Source organism: Sporolactobacillus nakayamae (assembly GCF_900113325.1).
Classification (GTDB): Bacteria; Bacillota; Bacilli; order Bacillales; family Sporolactobacillaceae; genus Sporolactobacillus; species Sporolactobacillus nakayamae.
In genome coordinates this window covers 14345-32207 of sequence record NZ_FOOY01000007.1, presented here as the reverse complement: position 1 = coordinate 32207, position 17863 = coordinate 14345, and the positions used below count along the sequence as shown (strand labels likewise).

The following is a 17863-nucleotide window of genomic DNA, read 5'->3' as shown; positions in this document are numbered from 1 at the left end:
ATCCTCAAAAAGTTTTCCACTAGTTGTGGATAATTTTGTGGACAGTCATTAACACCTGTGAATCGTAGTTATCCACAATGTATGCACCTTGTTGATATCTTTCTCATTATCTGATGTTTCCGTTCTTCTTCAGCTGATTCACTTGTGGATAAAATTATATTAACTAAAATATTAGTTTAAGAAATTACTGATCCAATTGCCTGGCATGACTAGTCCTTATTTTTTCCTTGCCAAAATACCGAGAAAAGCCGTACGTATGCCCGCTGCACTACCCGGCATATTTTTTGTTTCATTTTTTATTGGTTTTTTAAGATCAACTTGCCCGTGGAATCCCACCAGGATAATTGATCTCGGGCAGTGTGGAATTTTACTGTAACAATGCAACTTTTTAAGGAGGGCCGCCTTACTTTGAACAACCTTCAAGAACTATGGATCCAAACACTAGAAATCATTAAAAAGAAACTGAGCAAGCCTAGTTTTGAAACTTGGTTGAAAGAAACACGAGCTCAGTCTATTAATGGTCAAATGATGATTGTTAGCGTGCCCAATGAATTTTCACGTGATTGGCTGGAAGAACATTATACAAAGCTCATTTCCGATATTCTCTATGAGATCACCGGTTCTCGCTATCGTGTCCAATTTGTCATTCCTAGAAAAGAAAATGACAACGACGCCTCACCTGTTACAACGAATAAAGGAAAGAGTGATGGAATGAATTTCAACCCAAATGACCACGGTAACCCTTATGGGGGCATGAGTCAGAGGAATCAGCACCGCATGGAAGACTTAGGGAACAGCATGCTCAATTCAAAGAACACGTTTGAGACATTTGTCATTGGCTCAGGGAACCGTTTTGCTCATGCTGCTTCACTTGCTGTGGCGGAAGCACCGGCAAAAGCCTACAATCCCCTGTTTATTTATGGTGGGGTTGGTCTTGGCAAGACCCATCTGATGCATGCAATCGGTCATTATGTGATCGATCATAATCCTTCTGCGCGTGTTGTTTATCTCTCCTCAGAGAAATTCACAAACGAATTCATCAATTCAATCCGCGACAACAAAACTGTTGAATTTCGCAATAAATACCGAGGCGTTGATGTTCTGCTCATTGACGATATTCAATTTCTTGCCGGAAAAGAACAGACACAAGAAGAATTTTTCCATACCTTTAACGCACTGCACGAGGAATACAAGCAAATTGTCATTTCGAGTGACCGACCGCCCAAAGAAATCCCAACATTGGAAGATCGGCTGCGTTCGCGATTTGAATGGGGACTTATCACAGATATAACCCCGCCGGATCTGGAGACACGAATCGCAATCCTTCGCAAAAAAGCAAAAGCCGAGGGTCTTGACATCCCAAATGAAGTCATGATCTACATTGCGAACCAGATTGATACAAACATTCGTGAGCTGGAGGGTGCACTAATACGCGTTATTGCATTTTCATCCTTGAACAATCAGGACATTAACGTTGATCTGGCAGCCGAGGCTTTGCGGGATATTATCCCATCGGCTCGTCCAAAGACGATCACCATCCAAGATATCCAAGTCGCTGTCGGGGAAGAATACCATATGAAACTTGAAGACTTCTCAGCGAAAAAACGAACGAAATCGATTGCTTTCCCGAGACAGATCGCGATGTATCTCTCAAGAGAACTCACTGACTACTCTTTACCGAAAATTGGTGAAGAATTTGGCGGCAGAGATCACACAACTGTGATTCATGCGCATGAAAAAATAACCAAACAGCTTTCGGTTGATCGAGATCTCCAGAAAACAGTAAACGCACTCATCGACCAGTTAAAAGCGCCGATCAAAACGCAATAAAAAAACGTGTCGATGAAAGCCTTGGGACTCAGAAATCATAATCCTTGTAGTTATATAATTTCTTATCTTATAAAATTGAATGAACTTTTTTATTGACAGGGGTGTGTATAATTATCCGGCACACCCCCAATTTTATCCACAACTTATCAACATGTGGATAAAACTATATATCAAGGCTTATCCTACTTACTAACATATTCACAGGCCCTACTATTATGATTACTATTTTTTTATTCTTTAATATAAGATTTGGAGGCAACAAACATGCAAGAAACGCAAGACATAAATCCAAATGCAGCACTTACGCTAAAACTTACCGTACTTAAAGAAAAACTTGTCGATGCAGTCAATCAAGTTATGAAAGCAATATCGTCTAAGACTACGATCCCAATTCTTACCGGTGTGAAAATAACAGCGGGACTGGATGGAATTACATTAACCGGAAGTAACTCGGATATCTCAATTCGATCATTTATTCCTCTTGAAGAAGATGGTAATGAAAATGCTGTTGTCCATACTCCGGGTCAAATTGTTTTACCCTCTCGTCTTTTTTCAGAACTTGTGCGAAAACTGCCGGATGAGGAAGTTCATATTGAAGTGGACAGCAGATTAATTACAAAAATAATTTCAGGAACAACTGAATTCAGCCTAAATGGTCTTGATCCTGAAGAATATCCAAACTTACCAATTATTAACGAGAGCGATGTATTTAGAATACGTAAAGACCTGCTTAAAGATTTAATCAAACAAACCGTTTATGCCGTCTCAGTAACAGAAACTCGTCCTGTTCTGACCGGAGTGAAATGGATTATACAAGATAATCAGTTGAATTGTGTTGCTACCGACAGTCACCGGCTTGCTCAGCGTTCAGTCACTGTGGATAAAACAGAAGACTCCGGCACGCAGACACTTGTAATTCCGGGATCAAGCCTAAACGAACTCTCGAAGATCCTGGATGATGATGATGAACAGATGGTTGATATTGTTATGACAGCCAATCAGATTCTTTTTAAAAGCCACAACGTTCAGTTCTACTCACGTTTGCTTGACGGGAATTATCCGGATACGAGCCGTCTGATTCCGACCGAAAGCAAAACGACAATTGATCTAGGTACAAAGGCTCTGTATCATGCCATAGAACGCGCAGCATTGCTTGCAAAAGAAGAACGGAACAACGTCGTTAAGTTACGTGCAGAAGGCAACCAAGTTGAAGTTTCTTCACAATCTCTTGAATTAGGACGTGCTTATGAAACATTGGCAACTGAAAAATTTGAAGGAGATCCGCTGCGTATCTCCTTCAGCGCTAAATTCATGATGGATGCGCTTAGCAAGGTCGATGCCCAAAACGTCCGGATCCATTTTGTAGGACCAATGAGACCGATCATTATCCGGCCTATTGGTGACGAGAATATTTTAATGCTGATCCTACCGATCCGTACGTTCTAAGACACGCTGGCAAAATGGATTCGATCACTCCACGTTTTCAGTCTATGCGCGATAAATAGAACCATGCATCGGTTGTTATCAAGAAAAGAGGAAAAGAAGTTGAAACAAGTAAAATTAAGAGCCGGAGAATCGTTCATTACATTAGGCCAATTATTGAAATATGAGGGACTAATCCAGACTGGCGGAGAAGCGAAGCACTTCCTAGCGGAAACGGAAATCTTTGTCAATGATGAACATGAAAATAGGCGTGGGAAAAAATTAGTTGAAGGCGACCGGATAAAAATTAGCAATTCGGAAGAATTCATTATCAACCGTGATTAGAGGGGAGCTGCCCCACCATGAAACTTGAGTCGATTGAGCTTACAGCTTACAGAAATTATGACAGCTTAACGCTGTCTTTTTCTGACTCTGTGAATGTTTTCCTAGGTGAGAACGCTCAAGGGAAGACAAATTTACTTGAGGCGATCTATGTCCTGGCGATCGCAAAATCGCCCAGAACGTCTCATGATAAAGATTTAATCCAATGGGATCGGGATTATGGTAAAATAAAAGGTAGAATATCCAGACGTGGTCAATCGATACCTCTTGAACTGATCATATCAGGCAAAGGAAAGAAAGCGAAAGCCAATCATCTTGAAAAACGAAGATTGAGCGACTATGTAGGTCTTTGCAATGCGGTTATGTTCGCGCCGGAGGATCTGAATTTGGTCAAAGGAAGTCCTGCGGTACGCAGACGTTTTATCGATATGGAAATTGGACAAATTGCGCCGGTCTATATGCATCATCTTGGCGAGTATCAGAAGGTGCTTCAGCAGAGGAACGCACTGCTCAGAACATCCAGGCATTCAAGCAGTGATAGCAGTTTACTTGATATTTTGACCGAACGGCTGATTGAGCTCGCGTCGGAAATTATTAACCGCAGGCTGACTTTTGTCGCACAGCTTAATGAATGGGCGGCACCGATCCAGAAAGAGATCAGCCATGGAAGAGAACATTTATCGATTGACTATCAATCTTCAGTTCCAGAGGTATTAGAAAATGCCGATTCGTCAAAAATAGTAACAGCCTATCAGACAAGTTATGAGCGGTTGAAGCAAAGGGAACTGGACAGAGGGACAACCTTATTTGGCCCGCATCGTGATGATTTGCGTTTTTTTGTCAATGACAAGGATGTGCAAGCGTTCGGTTCTCAGGGACAGCAAAGGACAGCTGCATTGTCTGTCAAACTTGCTGAGATCGAATTGATTAAACATGAAGTTGGTGAATACCCCATCCTTCTTCTTGACGATGTATTAAGTGAACTGGACGATATTAGAAAAACACATTTACTAGGTGCTTTTCAGCAAAAAGTACAGACTTTTGTCACCACAACGTCTATCGACGGATTGGATCAGAGTTTGCTTGATCGGGCCACACTTTATCACATACACCAGGGCGTCGTAGACTGTGCGAAAAGGTAATTAGGTATGGTTAACGGTATCGCAAACGGCTGACAAATGACCTTTTTAGAAGCTATTGATTGAAGCGGAGCGTTTGCTGTAGTTGCTATTACGGACGATATCTGCAAAGTTTAGATTCAATAGTTGACACATGAGAATGCGAGTTTCTCAGATAACACCAAGTTAGGTGGGTTAAGATGAGCGAAAATCAAGAAGAAAAGCAATCGTATAATGCCAGTCAGATTCAAGTACTTGAAGGACTGGAGGCGGTTCGAAAACGGCCGGGGATGTACATAGGTACAACCGGTGAAAAAGGTCTTCATCATTTGGTTTGGGAAATTGTGGACAATTCAATTGATGAAGCACTTGCGGGTTTTTGTAGTCATATCCAAGTGATCATTGAAAAAGAAGGCGGCATTACCGTTATGGATAACGGACGCGGTATTCCGGTCGACATCCAAAAGAAAGTTGGCCGGCCGGCCGTTGAAGTCATTATGACCGTGCTTCACGCAGGTGGAAAATTCGGTGGTGGCGGATATAAAGTGTCCGGCGGACTTCACGGTGTAGGCGCATCGGTTGTTAATGCCCTTTCAACCACAATGTGGGTCAAAGTTTATCGAAACGGTCATGTCTATTACCAAGAGTATCATCGCGGGAAACCGGCAGCCGATCTGAAAATTATTGGCGATTCTGATCAGACAGGAACTACGACTCACTTTGATCCGGATCCGGAAATTTTTACCGACACGACTACTTTTGATTATGATACACTTCGTGTTCGTGTGCGCGAACTTGCTTTTCTGAATAAAAATATTCGAATCTCCATTGAAGACAGGCGCGAGGAAGATAAAAAAGAAACGTTCCACTATGAAGGCGGTATCCGTTCCTATGTGGAATATTTGAATCGCTCTAAAGAAGTCATTCACCAGCCGATTGACCTTGAAGGTGAAAAGGACGGAATCAAAGTCGAAATCGCAATGCAGTACAACAGCGGTTTTGCAAGCCAGCTCTATTCTTTCGCTAATAACATCCATACACATGAGGGCGGAACGCATGAATATGGATTTAAGGTTGCTCTGACTCGAGTAATTAATGATTATGCGCGTAAAAACCAATTTGTAAAGAGCAGCGATCCAAACTTAACTGGAGATGACGTACGTGAAGGGCTGACGGCGATCGTGTCGATCAAACATCCGGATCCCCAGTTTGAAGGTCAGACAAAAACCAAATTGGGAAATTCTGAAGTTCGGGCTATTACGGACACGTTATTTTCGGAAGCATTCTCACGATTTTTACTCGAAAATCCGGATGTCGCACGGCTCATCATCGAAAAAGGCATTGTCGCATCGAGAGCGCGTACTGCGGCTAAAAAGGCACGTGAATTAACACGCCGCAAAAGCAGTTTGGAAGTATCGTCACTTCCAGGAAAATTGGCGGATTGCTCGTCAAAGGATGCGAGTATTTCAGAATTGTATATTGTCGAGGGTGATTCAGCCGGAGGTTCAGCGAAGCAAGGTCGGGATCGTTTATTTCAGGCGATTCTTCCGCTACGCGGTAAAATCCTTAATGTTGAGAAAGCCCGGCTGGACCGAATACTTTCTAACGCAGAAATTCGCGCGATGATTACGGCGCTTGGTACCGGTATTGGTGATGAATTCAATTTGGATAAAGCGAGATACCATAAGATCATTATTATGACTGATGCAGATGTCGACGGCGCACATATCCGTACACTCCTGTTGACATTTTTCTATCGATTTATGCGGCCACTGCTTGAGAATGGTTATGTATATATAGCTCAGCCACCTCTCTACCGTGTTCAGTATGGAAAAACACTTCTGTATGCGTACGATGATCTGGAATTAAAACGAATTCAAGGGGAGCTTCCTGCAAATGTGAGACCGGCGCTCCAGCGTTATAAAGGTCTTGGCGAAATGAATCCTGAACAGCTTTGGGAAACAACGATGGATCCGGAAAATCGTCTTGTCTTGCAGGTCCACCTTGAAGACGCGATCGAGGCAGATCAAACATTTGAAATGCTGATGGGTGACCGTGTTGAACCGCGTCGTGATTTTATTCAGCAAAATGCCAGCTATGCTGAGAACCTGGATGTTTGATCAGGGCCATCTTCAGAAGATACAGTGTGTGATTGAAGCAAGGAGGAAGAAAAATGGCAGAGCAAGATGAGCGGCGGGTCAAGCCGGTCAATATAGGCAAACAGATGCGTGAATCGTTCTTGAGTTACGCGATGAGTGTTATCGTCAGCCGCGCATTGCCCGATGTGCGCGACGGCTTGAAGCCGGTGCACAGGCGAATTCTTTTCGCGATGAACGAACTCGGTATTACGTCGGACAAAGGATATAAAAAGTCAGCGAGAATTGTCGGCGAAGTCATCGGTAAATACCATCCACATGGTGATTCAGCCGTTTATGATACGATGGTGCGCATGGCTCAGGATTTCAGCTATCGCTATGAATTAGTTGACGGTCATGGAAACTTCGGTTCAGTCGATGGTGATCCGGCAGCTGCGATGCGTTATACAGAAGCGCGCATGTCGAAAATATCGATGGAAATGGTTCGCGATATTCGCAAAGATACGATTGATTTTGTTCCGAATTATGATGAGAATGAAGAAGAACCGGTTGTGCTCCCTTCACGTTTTCCTAACCTGCTGGTAAATGGCGCTTCAGGGATTGCCGTAGGTATGGCGACGAACATTCCTCCCCACCAATTGGGCGAGGTCATCGACGCTGTACTCGCGCTTAGCAAAAATCCGGATGTTCCTGTTGAAGAATTAATGCAATTTATACCAGGGCCTGATTTCCCGACGGGTGGGCTGATTCTCGGACGTGAAGGTATCCGTCGTGCTTATCGAACGGGCCGCGGCTCGATCATTGTCCGCGCAAAAGTTGAGATTGAAGAAGCTTCGAATGGAAAACAAAGCATCATTGTAACCGAGCTCCCCTACCAAGTGAATAAGGCGAAGCTAGTTGAGCGAATCGCCGAATTGGTTCGCGATAAGAAAATCGAAGGTGTTACTGACTTGCGCGATGAATCGGATCGCCAAGGAATGCGCATGGTGATTGAAGTTCGACGCGACACGAATGCCAATGTGCTGCTTAATAATTTGTACAAACATACCGGTCTGCAGACAAGCTTCGGAATTAACATGCTGGCGCTTGTTGATGGTAGGCCACGTATTCTGACCTTAAAGGAATGTTTGCATTACTATTTGCAACATCAGGAAACGGTCATTCGCAGGCGTACGGCGTTTGAATTGAAAAAAGCAGAAGCGCGGGCACATATCCTCGAAGGATTGCGGATCGCTTTGGACCATTTGGATGAAGTGATTGCCTTAATTCGCCACTCCAAGACGGCAGACATTGCTCGACAAGGATTAATGGAAAAGTTTTCGCTTACTGAAATACAGGCTCAGGCGATTCTGGACATGCGTCTGCAACGCCTGACCGGTTTGGAACGTGAGAAAATTGAACAAGAATATGCAGAACTGGTCAAGAAAATTGCGGAACTTAAAGCAATTCTTGCTGATGAACAGAAAGTACTGCATATCATCCGTAAAGAATTACGTGAAATTAAAGAGAAGTACAATGATGCACGTCGAACAGAGATCACCGTTGGAGATGATCTGATTGAGGATGAAGATTTGATCGAACGTGAAGATATCGTCATCACCGTTTCTCATAACGGTTATGTAAAACGGATGCCAGTTAATACGTATAAAAGTCAGAATCGTGGCGGACGCGGCATTCAAGGAATGGGTACCAATGAAAATGATTTTGTTGAACATCTGTTCCAAACTAATACGCATCACCACATCCTCTTTTTCACAAATAAAGGACGCGTGTATCAGCTTAAAGGCTATCAGATTCCTGAACTCGGAAGAACAGCCAAGGGCATTCCAATTATCAACCTGATTCAAATTGAAAAGGGTGAAAAAATAACTGCCTTCTTCCCGGTTGAAGGATTTGATGATGACCATTACCTCGTATTCCTGACGAAGAATGGAATCACCAAAAGGTCGCCGCTCTCTGATTTTTCAAACATTCGAAAGAACGGATTGTTTGCGATCACAGTGCGTGATGAAGATGAATTGATGGCTGTTCGCCTAACCGACGGAACTCGCGATTTAATCGTTGGAACAAAGAGAGGCATGGCCATCCGTTATCACGAAACGGATGTGCGTGCGATGGGAAGAACCGCGGCAGGTGTTAAGGCGATTACCTTGGATCAAGGTGATGAAGTGGTCGGCATGGGAATTGCCGAGGAAGGCTTGGATGTCTTGATTGTTACGGAGAACGGGTTCGGCAAGCGTACGAACTGCGAGGAATATCGCCCTCAGACACGTGGCGGCAAGGGTCTGAAGACATGTAACATTACGGAAAAAAATGGTGAATTGGTCGCCCTTCGTACCGTTGAAGAAACAGAAGATCTAATGATCATTACAGCGAATGGAGTTATTATCCGTATGCCTGTGTCCGGAATTTCCAGACTTGGCCGAAATACAATGGGTGTAACCTTGATTCGTGTTGATGACGGAGACAATGTGTCGACAATCGCTCGCATACAGAACAATGATGATGAAGAGCAAGAAGACGGAGAAAATGAAGAGTAACGACACACATACCTGGAATGGTGGGGTGGGCTGGCGTGATTGTGACTATCGATGAACTTAAGACAGGCTGTGTTCTGCGCAAGGATGTCTATTCAAAGTCGGTGAAACCACTGATGAAGGCAGGAACTGTACTAAACGAAACGCATATTGCGTTCTTAAAGGCCTTTTTTATAGCAAAGCTAGATATTGATCCAGTGACACAATCATCTGCTCGACAATCATCTGAGAAAAAAGCAGTCAGAGAGTCTGAACCAGTACCCTTCACGGAGCCAGAACCAAATCCGCAACTGAGCCCGTTAGATAGGAAATTCCAACAATCAGTGAGGGATTATCAGTTTTTCTTTCAACAATGGCAATCGGGCACCGGTATCTCTATAGGGGATTTTAGAGAGACAATGATGCCTTTAATCACAGGTTTTCTTGATGATCCCATGTGGTTGACGACGTTTCTTATCAAGCAGAGACGAACCCAAAGTGCCGCAGAACGAAGTGTACTTTTTGGACTCGTGGCCGCTTTCTTTGCAAAGAAGTTTAATTTTGCTTTAGGGGACACGATTCAGCTCGGACTCGCCGGAATGCTGGCTGATTGTGGATTAGCCAAATTGCCGCCATCACTCCTCGATAAAAAAGAGCTGGTTGGTAGTGAAAGAAAGATCTTTGAGCGTCATGTTATTGATAGCTACAAAATGCTTAAAGGAATTTCAACACTGAAAAATGAGACCTTGGTTGCTGTGATTCAGCACCATGAGCGTGAAGACGGGAGCGGCTATCCGCTTAATATCGACGGAACCCAGCTCAGCTTGAATGGAAAAATACTGGCGATATGTGACAGCTTTTTAACTCAACTTTCGGTTGAACATTCAGAAAATATATTCTTAAGCTTAGATCATTTAAGCATCACCTCCTATGGTAAATTTTCGCGATATCTCGTGGATAAATTTTGCTATGAGCTGATGACTCTTTTTATCGGGCTGAATGTTCAACTATCCGACGGTCAATCCGGCGAAATAACCTTTATACCTGTTAAAGAACCAACACGTCCGATGATTCATCTCACCGATAACCGTGTCCTTTCTTTGTTGCAAGATAGTACCGTCACCATTGAACGCTTTCTATAAAATGGTGGCGATTCTTTTTGAGTCCTGCACGTCATCTTTTTGGAACAATTGGGAAAAAAAACTACCTGCGGGACCTTGAAAATCGGTTTATAATAATAGGTATTCGATTCATCATTATGTTCAAAGAGCTTTTTGAATAGGAAATCAGTTGAATAAGAAACTGTTATTTGAAAACTTCAACTTCATCCGGTATTCTTGACAGCCGACAGTCCACTTGATAAGCTATCAATAAATTTTTCGGATAGTAAGACAACCACAACCATACCATGGGGGTAATCTAACATTGATGAGAGAAGATAAGTTTACAAAAGAGGCGTTGACCTTTGATGATGTATTGCTTATTCCGGCAGCTTCCGAGGTCTTACCAAGAGATGTTTCTGTACAGACAGCATTGACGCGGACATTGAATTTAAATATTCCGATTATCAGCGCGGGAATGGACACGGTCACTGAAGCAGCGATGGCTATTGCGATGGCCAGGCAAGGCGGTATGGGCGTTATTCATAAGAACATGTCGATTGAAGAGCAGGCAGAACAGGTTGACAAAGTGAAACGTTCTGAAAGTGGCGTTATCACGAACCCATTTTTTCTGACCCCTGACAATCAAATTTTCGATGCAGAACATCTGATGAATAAATACCGAATTTCAGGAGTTCCGATCGTTGATAATGAGACAGAGCAGCATTTAGTTGGCATTTTGACAAATCGTGACATGCGCTTTGTTAAGGACTATTCATTAAGAATCGGCGATATGATGACCAAGGACAACCTTGTTACAGCACCAGTAGGTACAAGTCTGAAAGAAGCCGAGGAAATTCTGAATAAGAACAGAATTGAAAAATTGCCGCTTGTTGACAAAAATGGCGTATTAAAAGGGCTTATAACAACTAAGGACATTGAAAAAGTCGTTGAATTCCCTAATTCTGCAAAAGATGAACACGGTCGCTTACTGGTTGCCGCAGCTGTGGGTGTCACTTCTGACTCATTATTGCGTATGGAAAAATTGGTTGATGCCGGTGCGGATGCTGTTGTGATCGATACAGCACACGGACACTCGAAAGGCGTTCTTCAAAAAGTAGCTGAAATTCGCAAAGCTTTTCCAAAGATCAGCATTATTGCCGGAAATGTAGCAACTGCTGAGGGAACAAAGGCGTTGATTGATGCCGGAGTTGATGTTGTTAAAGTTGGCATCGGACCTGGTTCCATCTGTACGACGCGTGTCGTTGCAGGTGTTGGTGTGCCGCAAATTACAGCTGTCTATGACTGTGCAAATGAGGCGGACAAACATGGTGTTGCTATTATCGCTGATGGCGGTATTAAATATTCCGGTGACATCGTGAAAGCTTTGGCAGCCGGAAGCAGTGCGGTCATGCTTGGCGGACTTCTTGCCGGTGTAGATGAAACGCCTGGTGAAAAAGAAATTTATCAAGGCAGACAGTTCAAAGTCTATCGCGGTATGGGTTCGGTCAGCGCGATGGAACACGGAAGCAAGGACCGTTATTTCCAAGAGAATGCAAAGAAATTAGTTCCTGAAGGTATCGAAGGACGTGTGCCTTATAAGGGCAGATTGGCTGATACGATTTACCAATTGTTAGGCGGTCTGCGTTCGGGCATGGGCTATTGTGGCGCAGCGACTCTGCAAAATCTGCGAGAAAACGCGCGCTTTACAAAAATTACTAATGCAGGGTTACTTGAAAGTCATCCACATGACGTTCAGATAACTAAAGAAGCGCCGAATTATTCTATTAAATAAATAACGATTGTGCTCCATTGGTCGAGTTATTTGGTTGAGGTTAGTTGATCCAGAGTCAGATAATCTTTGGAATTTTTATCTGCAGAGTAGAGACTGACCACTTATCAAGAGAAAATCGAGACGGCTTGTATCGCCTCGGTTTTCTATGTATGCGCTGATTGATGGCGCATGAATTCTTTCGGGGGTGTAGGGGTTGAATTTTAGAAATAAGCTGGGTCGTTTTGCAGCGGCAAGTCTGGCATTTGTACTTGTTTTGACACTTGCTTTTCAAACGCCATTCGCTTCAAAGGCAGAGGCGGCATCAGACGCGTTAGGCGTAAAAGCCAAGTCGGCGATTCTTATTGATTTTAACAGTGGACAGATATTATATGAGAAAAACGCTGACAAAGTGTATCCTCCGGCCAGCATGACCAAGATGATGACCGAATACTTAGTTATGCAGGCGCTCCACTCGAAAAAATTGACCTGGGATTCCAAAGTGTCGATCAGCGACTATGTCTACCAAATTTCTCAGAATCGCGAATTCTCCAATGTGCCATTGAAAAAAGACTATGAATACACAGTCAGAGAATTATATGAAGCAATGGCAATCTATTCAGCAAACGGAGCGACCATTGCACTCGCTGAAAAAGTTGGTGGAACGGAAAAGAACTTTGTTGATCTTATGAACAAAACAGCAAAGAAATTCGGAATGACCAGTGCTCATTACATCAACAGTTCAGGACTTGAAAATGTTGATTTAGGGAAGTTCGCTCCATATGGTGACAACAACGCAAGCAATAAGCTTTCTGCTCATGACCTTGCCAAACTTGCTTATCATGTGATTAAGGATTATCCTGAAGCGCTTGATATTTCCAAGATTCCATTAAAGAGTTTCACAGCCGGAGTGGACGCGCCCATTCAAATGGTGAACTGGAACTATATGCTCCCAGGATTTGGCGTGAACATGAATAAATTCAAATATGAAGGCGTGGATGGCCTGAAGACAGGTCATACTGATCTTGCCGGATATTGCTTCACAGGGACGGTTAATCGTAACGGGCATCGCCTAATCAGCGTTGTTATGGGAACCGGTTCTGATGCTCAGCGCTTTGAACAGACACGCGCCCTTTTTGACTACGGCTATCAGCAATTCACTGAAAAGACGATTGCTAAGAAAAATCAGCTGATTAAAGGTCAAAAGGCCGTGCCTGTGCATAACGGAAAAAAAGATGCAGTTAAGATAGCTTTTGGCGGCTCCTATAAAACAGCTGTTGCTAATGGTGAAAAAGTGGCGACCGACTACAAGGTTGTCTTGGATCGGTCTAAGTTAAAGAACGGCAAGCTAGAGGCTCCTGTTAAGAAAGGCGAAAAGATCGGCTATGTGACGCTTACTCAGAAAGGCAAATCACAGTATGGCTATCTTTACAACACAAACAATAAGATTCCGGTCATTGCTGCGGAACACGTAGACCGAAATAATTGGTTTGTACGGATGTTTAAAGGAATCGGCAATTTCTTTGCATCAATTTTTTCTTAAATCGGAAGAATTCTTTAACACCATTCATAAATGGGAAGTCGGGAGATAATCCCGACTTCTTTTAACAAAATAAGTATATGTTTTTGGTCTTGCAGATACTGGGATAAGTGACGTTTTATCAATATATTGACCCCAGACACGAAAGCTCCTGCATCCTGTGGAGATAAAGACTCTGGACTGTGCCCGGTTTTTCTAATAAAAAATATAACAAGGTTCGTGGAATTTAGAGAATAGAAAATTATTTCAATAAAAGAGAACATCTCAGGATAGTCTAATAAAAAGAAAAAAAAGCCAAAAGACTTTTATACATATTTATTTACTTGGTTTTGTTGTACACTATAGGTACTCAAAAAAAATATAGTAAATAGATTCATTGGAGGGATTATGGTGGCATTGAAAGGTACGGACCGCGTAAAGCGCGGTATGGCGGAGATGCAAAAAGGCGGCGTGATCATGGATGTGGTCAACGCCGAGCAAGCAAAAATAGCTGAAGAGGCAGGCGCGACAGCGGTAATGGCGTTGGAACGTGTCCCATCTGATATCCGGAAGGCGGGCGGAGTTGCTCGTATGGCAGATCCAACTATTGTGGAACAAGTGCAGAATGCTGTCTCAATTCCGGTTATGGCTAAAGCGAGAATTGGTCATATTGTTGAGGCGCGCGTCCTCGAAGCGATGAAAGTAGATTATATCGACGAGAGTGAAGTGCTGACCCCGGCAGATGATGTGTTTCATATAGATAAAAAGGCGTACACCGTTCCTTTCGTTTGCGGATGCCGTGATCTTGGCGAGGCAGCGCGTAGAATCGGTGAAGGCGCAGCGATGCTTCGAACGAAAGGTGAACCGGGAACGGGTAATATTGTGGAAGCGGTTCGGCATATACGCCTTGTCAACAGCCAGGTTCGAAAGGTTGTTGCCATGTCTTCTGACGAATTGATGGTTTTTGCTAAAGAATTAGGCGCACCATACGAAATTCTTTTGCAGATTAAAGAAGCAGGACGGCTGCCGGTTGTTAACTTTGCAGCCGGTGGAGTGGCTACCCCAGCGGATGCCGCATTGATGATGGAGCTTGGTGCCGATGGAGTTTTTGTTGGTTCTGGTATTTTCAAATCTGAAAATCCATCAAAATTTGCTCGATCAATTGTTGAGGCAACTACGTATTACCAGGATTATGAACGAATTGTTGAATTATCCAAAGGTCTCGGCGCGCCGATGAAGGGAATTGATATGAGCCATCTAGAGCCTTCCGAGCGCATGCAGGATCGCGGAATTTGAGGTGAGCCAAAACTATGTCTGTTAAAATTGGTGTGCTCGCGCTTCAGGGCGCAGTCAGTGAACACGTACATGCGCTTGAATGTTCCGGAGCGCAAGTGTCGCTTGTGAAAGATGTGGACGACCTGGAGGGCTTACATGGGCTGGTGCTCCCCGGCGGTGAAAGCACGATGATGCGTCGAATGATGGATCGCTACGGTCTATTTGAAGCGGTAAGACAATTTTCTGAGCGGAAGCCTGTTTTCGGTACATGTGCAGGATTAATCTTAATGGCAAAGAAAATTGAAGGAAGAAAAGGGCCACATTTGGCATTATTGGATATTGATGTAAAGCGAAATGCTTTCGGACGCCAAGTTGACAGTTTCGAAGCGGTACTTTCAATTAAAGGAGTCAGTGAAAATTATACAGGTGTGTTTATTCGCGCGCCGTATATCAAAAGTGCTGCTGAAAATGTGGATGTACTGGCTACTTTTGAGGAACATATTGTTGCTTGCCGTCAAGGACGTTTTCTCGCCTGCGCTTTTCATCCGGAATTGACCGATAATCCTGCGCTGCATCGCTACTTTGTTCAAATGGTGAATGAATACAGTTAACCGCTTGCTTTTTTTGATACAGTAGTGTAAATTTTAAATTAGTTAATTTTCAGAGCTTGATGACAGGAAAAAGTAGTATTTGTTTCCTTAAATAGAGAGCCGCGTTTGGTGGAAAGCGGTGAAGGATCAAATGCGAATCCATCCTTGAGAGTTTGGATCAGTCTGCGGGCTGATCACACGGATCATTACCGTTATCAATGACTAAAGCGGCCGGCAAGACCGTTGAACATCGTGCCGGCAATTTGGGTGGCAACGCGGGTTACATCTCGTCCCTATCATTACAGGGGACGGGATTTTCTATTTTTATACAAATAATAATGTACAAAAATGAAGGATTAGCGGTATCAGTTTAAGGAGAACTATGGCTAGCCGGTGTCAAAGACGTGGCTTCGCCCAGTTTAGGAGGCAGAAAAGCAATGCTCGACATGAAAAGATTGCGAGATCATTATGATGAAATCAAGGGAAAATTAAATAAAAGAGGTGAAGATCTCAGCGATTTTCAGCGTTTTCCCGACTTGGACAACAAGCGCCGTGAATTGATCAGTCAAACGGAAGTACTGAAGGCGAAACGCAATGAAGTGTCCGCACAAGTTGCAGCCAAAAAACGCGCCAAGGAAGATGCACAGGAGCTGATCACTTCAATGCGAGAGGTCAGTGCCAGCATCAAGGAAATGGACAGTGAGCTCAGTCAAATTGAAGAAGAATTGAAGCAAGTTATGCTGTCCATTCCAAATGTTCCACATGAAACAGTTCCGGTGGGTGCCGGTGAAGACGATAACAAACCGATTCGTTTTTGGGGTGAGACTCCCAAATTTGCCTATGAACCAAAAGCGCACTGGGATCTTGCCACCAATTTGGATATTCTTGACTTTGAGCGCGCTGCGAAAGTAACCGGCAGCAGATTTGTCTTTTACAAAGGATTGGGTGTCCGTCTGGAACGCGCACTAATCAGCTTCATGCTTGATCTGCACGAGGATCAGCATGGTTATGAGGCGATCATGCCGCCTTACATGGTAAATCGGGCGAGCATGACCGGTACCGGTCAGTTACCGAAATTTGAAGAAGACGCCTTTAAAATTGCTGATGATCGGGATTATTTCTTGATCCCAACAGCCGAAGTTCCCGTTACAAATTATTATCGTGATGAGATTTTAAGCGGCGATCAATTGCCTATCGCTTTTGCGGCGTACAGCGCATGTTTCCGTTCTGAAGCCGGATCCGCGGGACGCGACACACGTGGTATTATCCGTCAGCACCAATTCAATAAGGTTGAGCTTGTTCGATTTGTAAAGCCAGAAGACTCTTACAGCGAACTGGAAAAATTGACCGGGCATGCTGAGGAAGTGCTGCGTTTACTCAACTTGCCTTATCGTGTGATTGCAATTTGTACTGGTGATTTAGGATTTACGGCTGCGAAAAAGTACGATCTTGAGGTGTGGATTCCTAGTCAAAATACGTACAGAGAAATTTCTTCTTGCAGTAATTTTGAGGATTTCCAAGCGCGCCGCGCGAACATCCGCTTCAGGCGTGGGCCAAAGGCGAAGCCTGAATTTGTGCATACGCTCAATGGTTCTGGTCTTGCTGTTGGCCGTACGGTTGCGGCTATTCTGGAAAATTATCAGCAAGAAGATGGCAGCGTGATTATTCCTGAAGCACTTCGTCCGTATATGAAGAATTTGGAACGAATCACACCGAAGGACTAAGTTCATTTCGATCAAATTCATAGGAGGTGCGCCATGCCTTTTCATCAGAAAGTGAACAATGACGCAAGACTGACAAAGATGATTGACGATCTGGGTATCTCGTTAAATCCCGGCAAACCTAAAGCATCCAAAGATGAAGAAGATCGAGAAGCAAAACAGAATACAAGTGAAGAAGATAAGAACTAACAAAAAACGCGCAGGCGCGAGATATAAACTCGTGCCTGCGCGTTTTCACTATTAGAGTCTGTTCAAAAAGGAGGACAAAAAGAGCCGAGGTCAGGCAAATCGCCACGTCCTGTGGCATGCCTGACACTAGCTCGTCGTGAGCGTCGAAGATCAAGGAAGCGCAGTTTCGAGCTACCCGCGCGTACTTTCACAGGACGTGATGACTTCAACGTTGTGCACAAGGACGTGCATGGTATTAGTTGAAGTTCCCCTGTTGATACGTGAGGAGCGGAGAAACAAGCTGACACAGAACTTCCGCAGGATGCGGTGACTTCTGCGTTTTGCACAGGACGTGCATGCTGTTAGCAGAAGATCCTCATTGCCTTTTTCCCGGA

13 protein-coding genes and 1 other annotated feature are annotated in these 17863 nt (G+C 43.8%); all 13 genes read left to right on the top strand.

From position 1 onward, the window contains the following. Positions 1 to 408: 408 nt before the first annotated feature. The 13 genes from dnaA (at position 409) to BM003_RS17560 (ending at position 17489) form a co-directional block, all read left to right on the top strand. Complete coding sequence (dnaA, locus tag BM003_RS05640) at positions 409 to 1830, top strand: chromosomal replication initiator protein DnaA (protein ID WP_093670992.1); 1422 nt, start codon at positions 409 to 411, stop codon at positions 1828 to 1830. Between the two features lie 264 nt (positions 1831 to 2094). Then, positions 2095 to 3276 carry a DNA polymerase III subunit beta gene (gene dnaN, locus BM003_RS05635; RefSeq protein ID WP_093670990.1) on the top strand — a complete coding sequence of 394 codons (1182 nt, stop codon included), beginning with the start codon at positions 2095 to 2097 and terminating at the stop codon, positions 3274 to 3276. Positions 3277 to 3375: 99 nt separating this feature from the next. Next, on the top strand, positions 3376 to 3597 hold the full coding sequence (gene yaaA, locus BM003_RS05630; protein WP_245734077.1) for a S4 domain-containing protein YaaA: 222 nt from the start codon (positions 3376 to 3378) through the stop codon (positions 3595 to 3597). A 17-nt stretch (positions 3598 to 3614) separates the two neighbouring features. After that, on the top strand, positions 3615 to 4736 hold the full coding sequence (gene recF, locus BM003_RS05625; protein ID WP_093670986.1) for a DNA replication/repair protein RecF: 1122 nt from the start codon (positions 3615 to 3617) through the stop codon (positions 4734 to 4736). A gap of 176 nt (positions 4737 to 4912) precedes the next feature. Further along, complete coding sequence (gene gyrB / locus BM003_RS05620; protein ID WP_093670984.1) at positions 4913 to 6832, top strand: DNA topoisomerase (ATP-hydrolyzing) subunit B; 1920 nt, start codon at positions 4913 to 4915, stop codon at positions 6830 to 6832. A gap of 53 nt (positions 6833 to 6885) precedes the next feature. Beyond that, positions 6886 to 9348, top strand: a complete 2463-nt coding sequence (gyrA, locus tag BM003_RS05615) for a DNA gyrase subunit A (RefSeq protein WP_093670982.1) — start codon at positions 6886 to 6888, stop codon at positions 9346 to 9348. 113 nt (positions 9349 to 9461) lie between these two features. Further along, positions 9462 to 10466 carry an HD-GYP domain-containing protein gene (locus BM003_RS05610; protein ID WP_177184659.1) on the top strand — a complete coding sequence of 335 codons (1005 nt, stop codon included), beginning with the start codon at positions 9462 to 9464 and terminating at the stop codon, positions 10464 to 10466. 286 nt (positions 10467 to 10752) lie between these two features. Beyond that, complete coding sequence (gene guaB, locus BM003_RS05605) at positions 10753 to 12219, top strand: IMP dehydrogenase (protein ID WP_093670978.1); 1467 nt, start codon at positions 10753 to 10755, stop codon at positions 12217 to 12219. A 193-nt stretch (positions 12220 to 12412) separates the two neighbouring features. Further along, positions 12413 to 13738 (top strand): D-alanyl-D-alanine carboxypeptidase family protein, encoded by a 1326-nt coding sequence (locus BM003_RS05600; protein WP_093670976.1) that lies wholly within the window; start codon positions 12413 to 12415, stop codon positions 13736 to 13738. Positions 13739 to 14125: 387 nt separating this feature from the next. Beyond that, positions 14126 to 15010, top strand: a complete 885-nt coding sequence (gene pdxS, locus BM003_RS05595) for a pyridoxal 5'-phosphate synthase lyase subunit PdxS (RefSeq protein WP_093670974.1) — start codon at positions 14126 to 14128, stop codon at positions 15008 to 15010. A 14-nt stretch (positions 15011 to 15024) separates the two neighbouring features. Beyond that, positions 15025 to 15600, top strand: coding sequence for a pyridoxal 5'-phosphate synthase glutaminase subunit PdxT (gene pdxT, locus BM003_RS05590; RefSeq protein ID WP_093670972.1), 576 nt, complete (start codon positions 15025 to 15027; stop codon positions 15598 to 15600). Positions 15601 to 15650: 50 nt separating this feature from the next. Next, positions 15651 to 15877: a binding site (T-box leader), on the top strand. 139 nt (positions 15878 to 16016) lie between these two features. Continuing rightward, positions 16017 to 17303, top strand: a complete 1287-nt coding sequence (gene serS, locus BM003_RS05585; protein ID WP_093670970.1) for a serine--tRNA ligase — start codon at positions 16017 to 16019, stop codon at positions 17301 to 17303. A 33-nt stretch (positions 17304 to 17336) separates the two neighbouring features. Next, the gene (locus tag BM003_RS17560; RefSeq protein WP_177184658.1) at positions 17337 to 17489 is read left to right on the top strand and encodes a hypothetical protein; all 153 of its coding nucleotides are present in this window, start codon (positions 17337 to 17339) and stop codon (positions 17487 to 17489) included. The last annotated feature ends 374 nt before the right edge of the window (positions 17490 to 17863 follow it).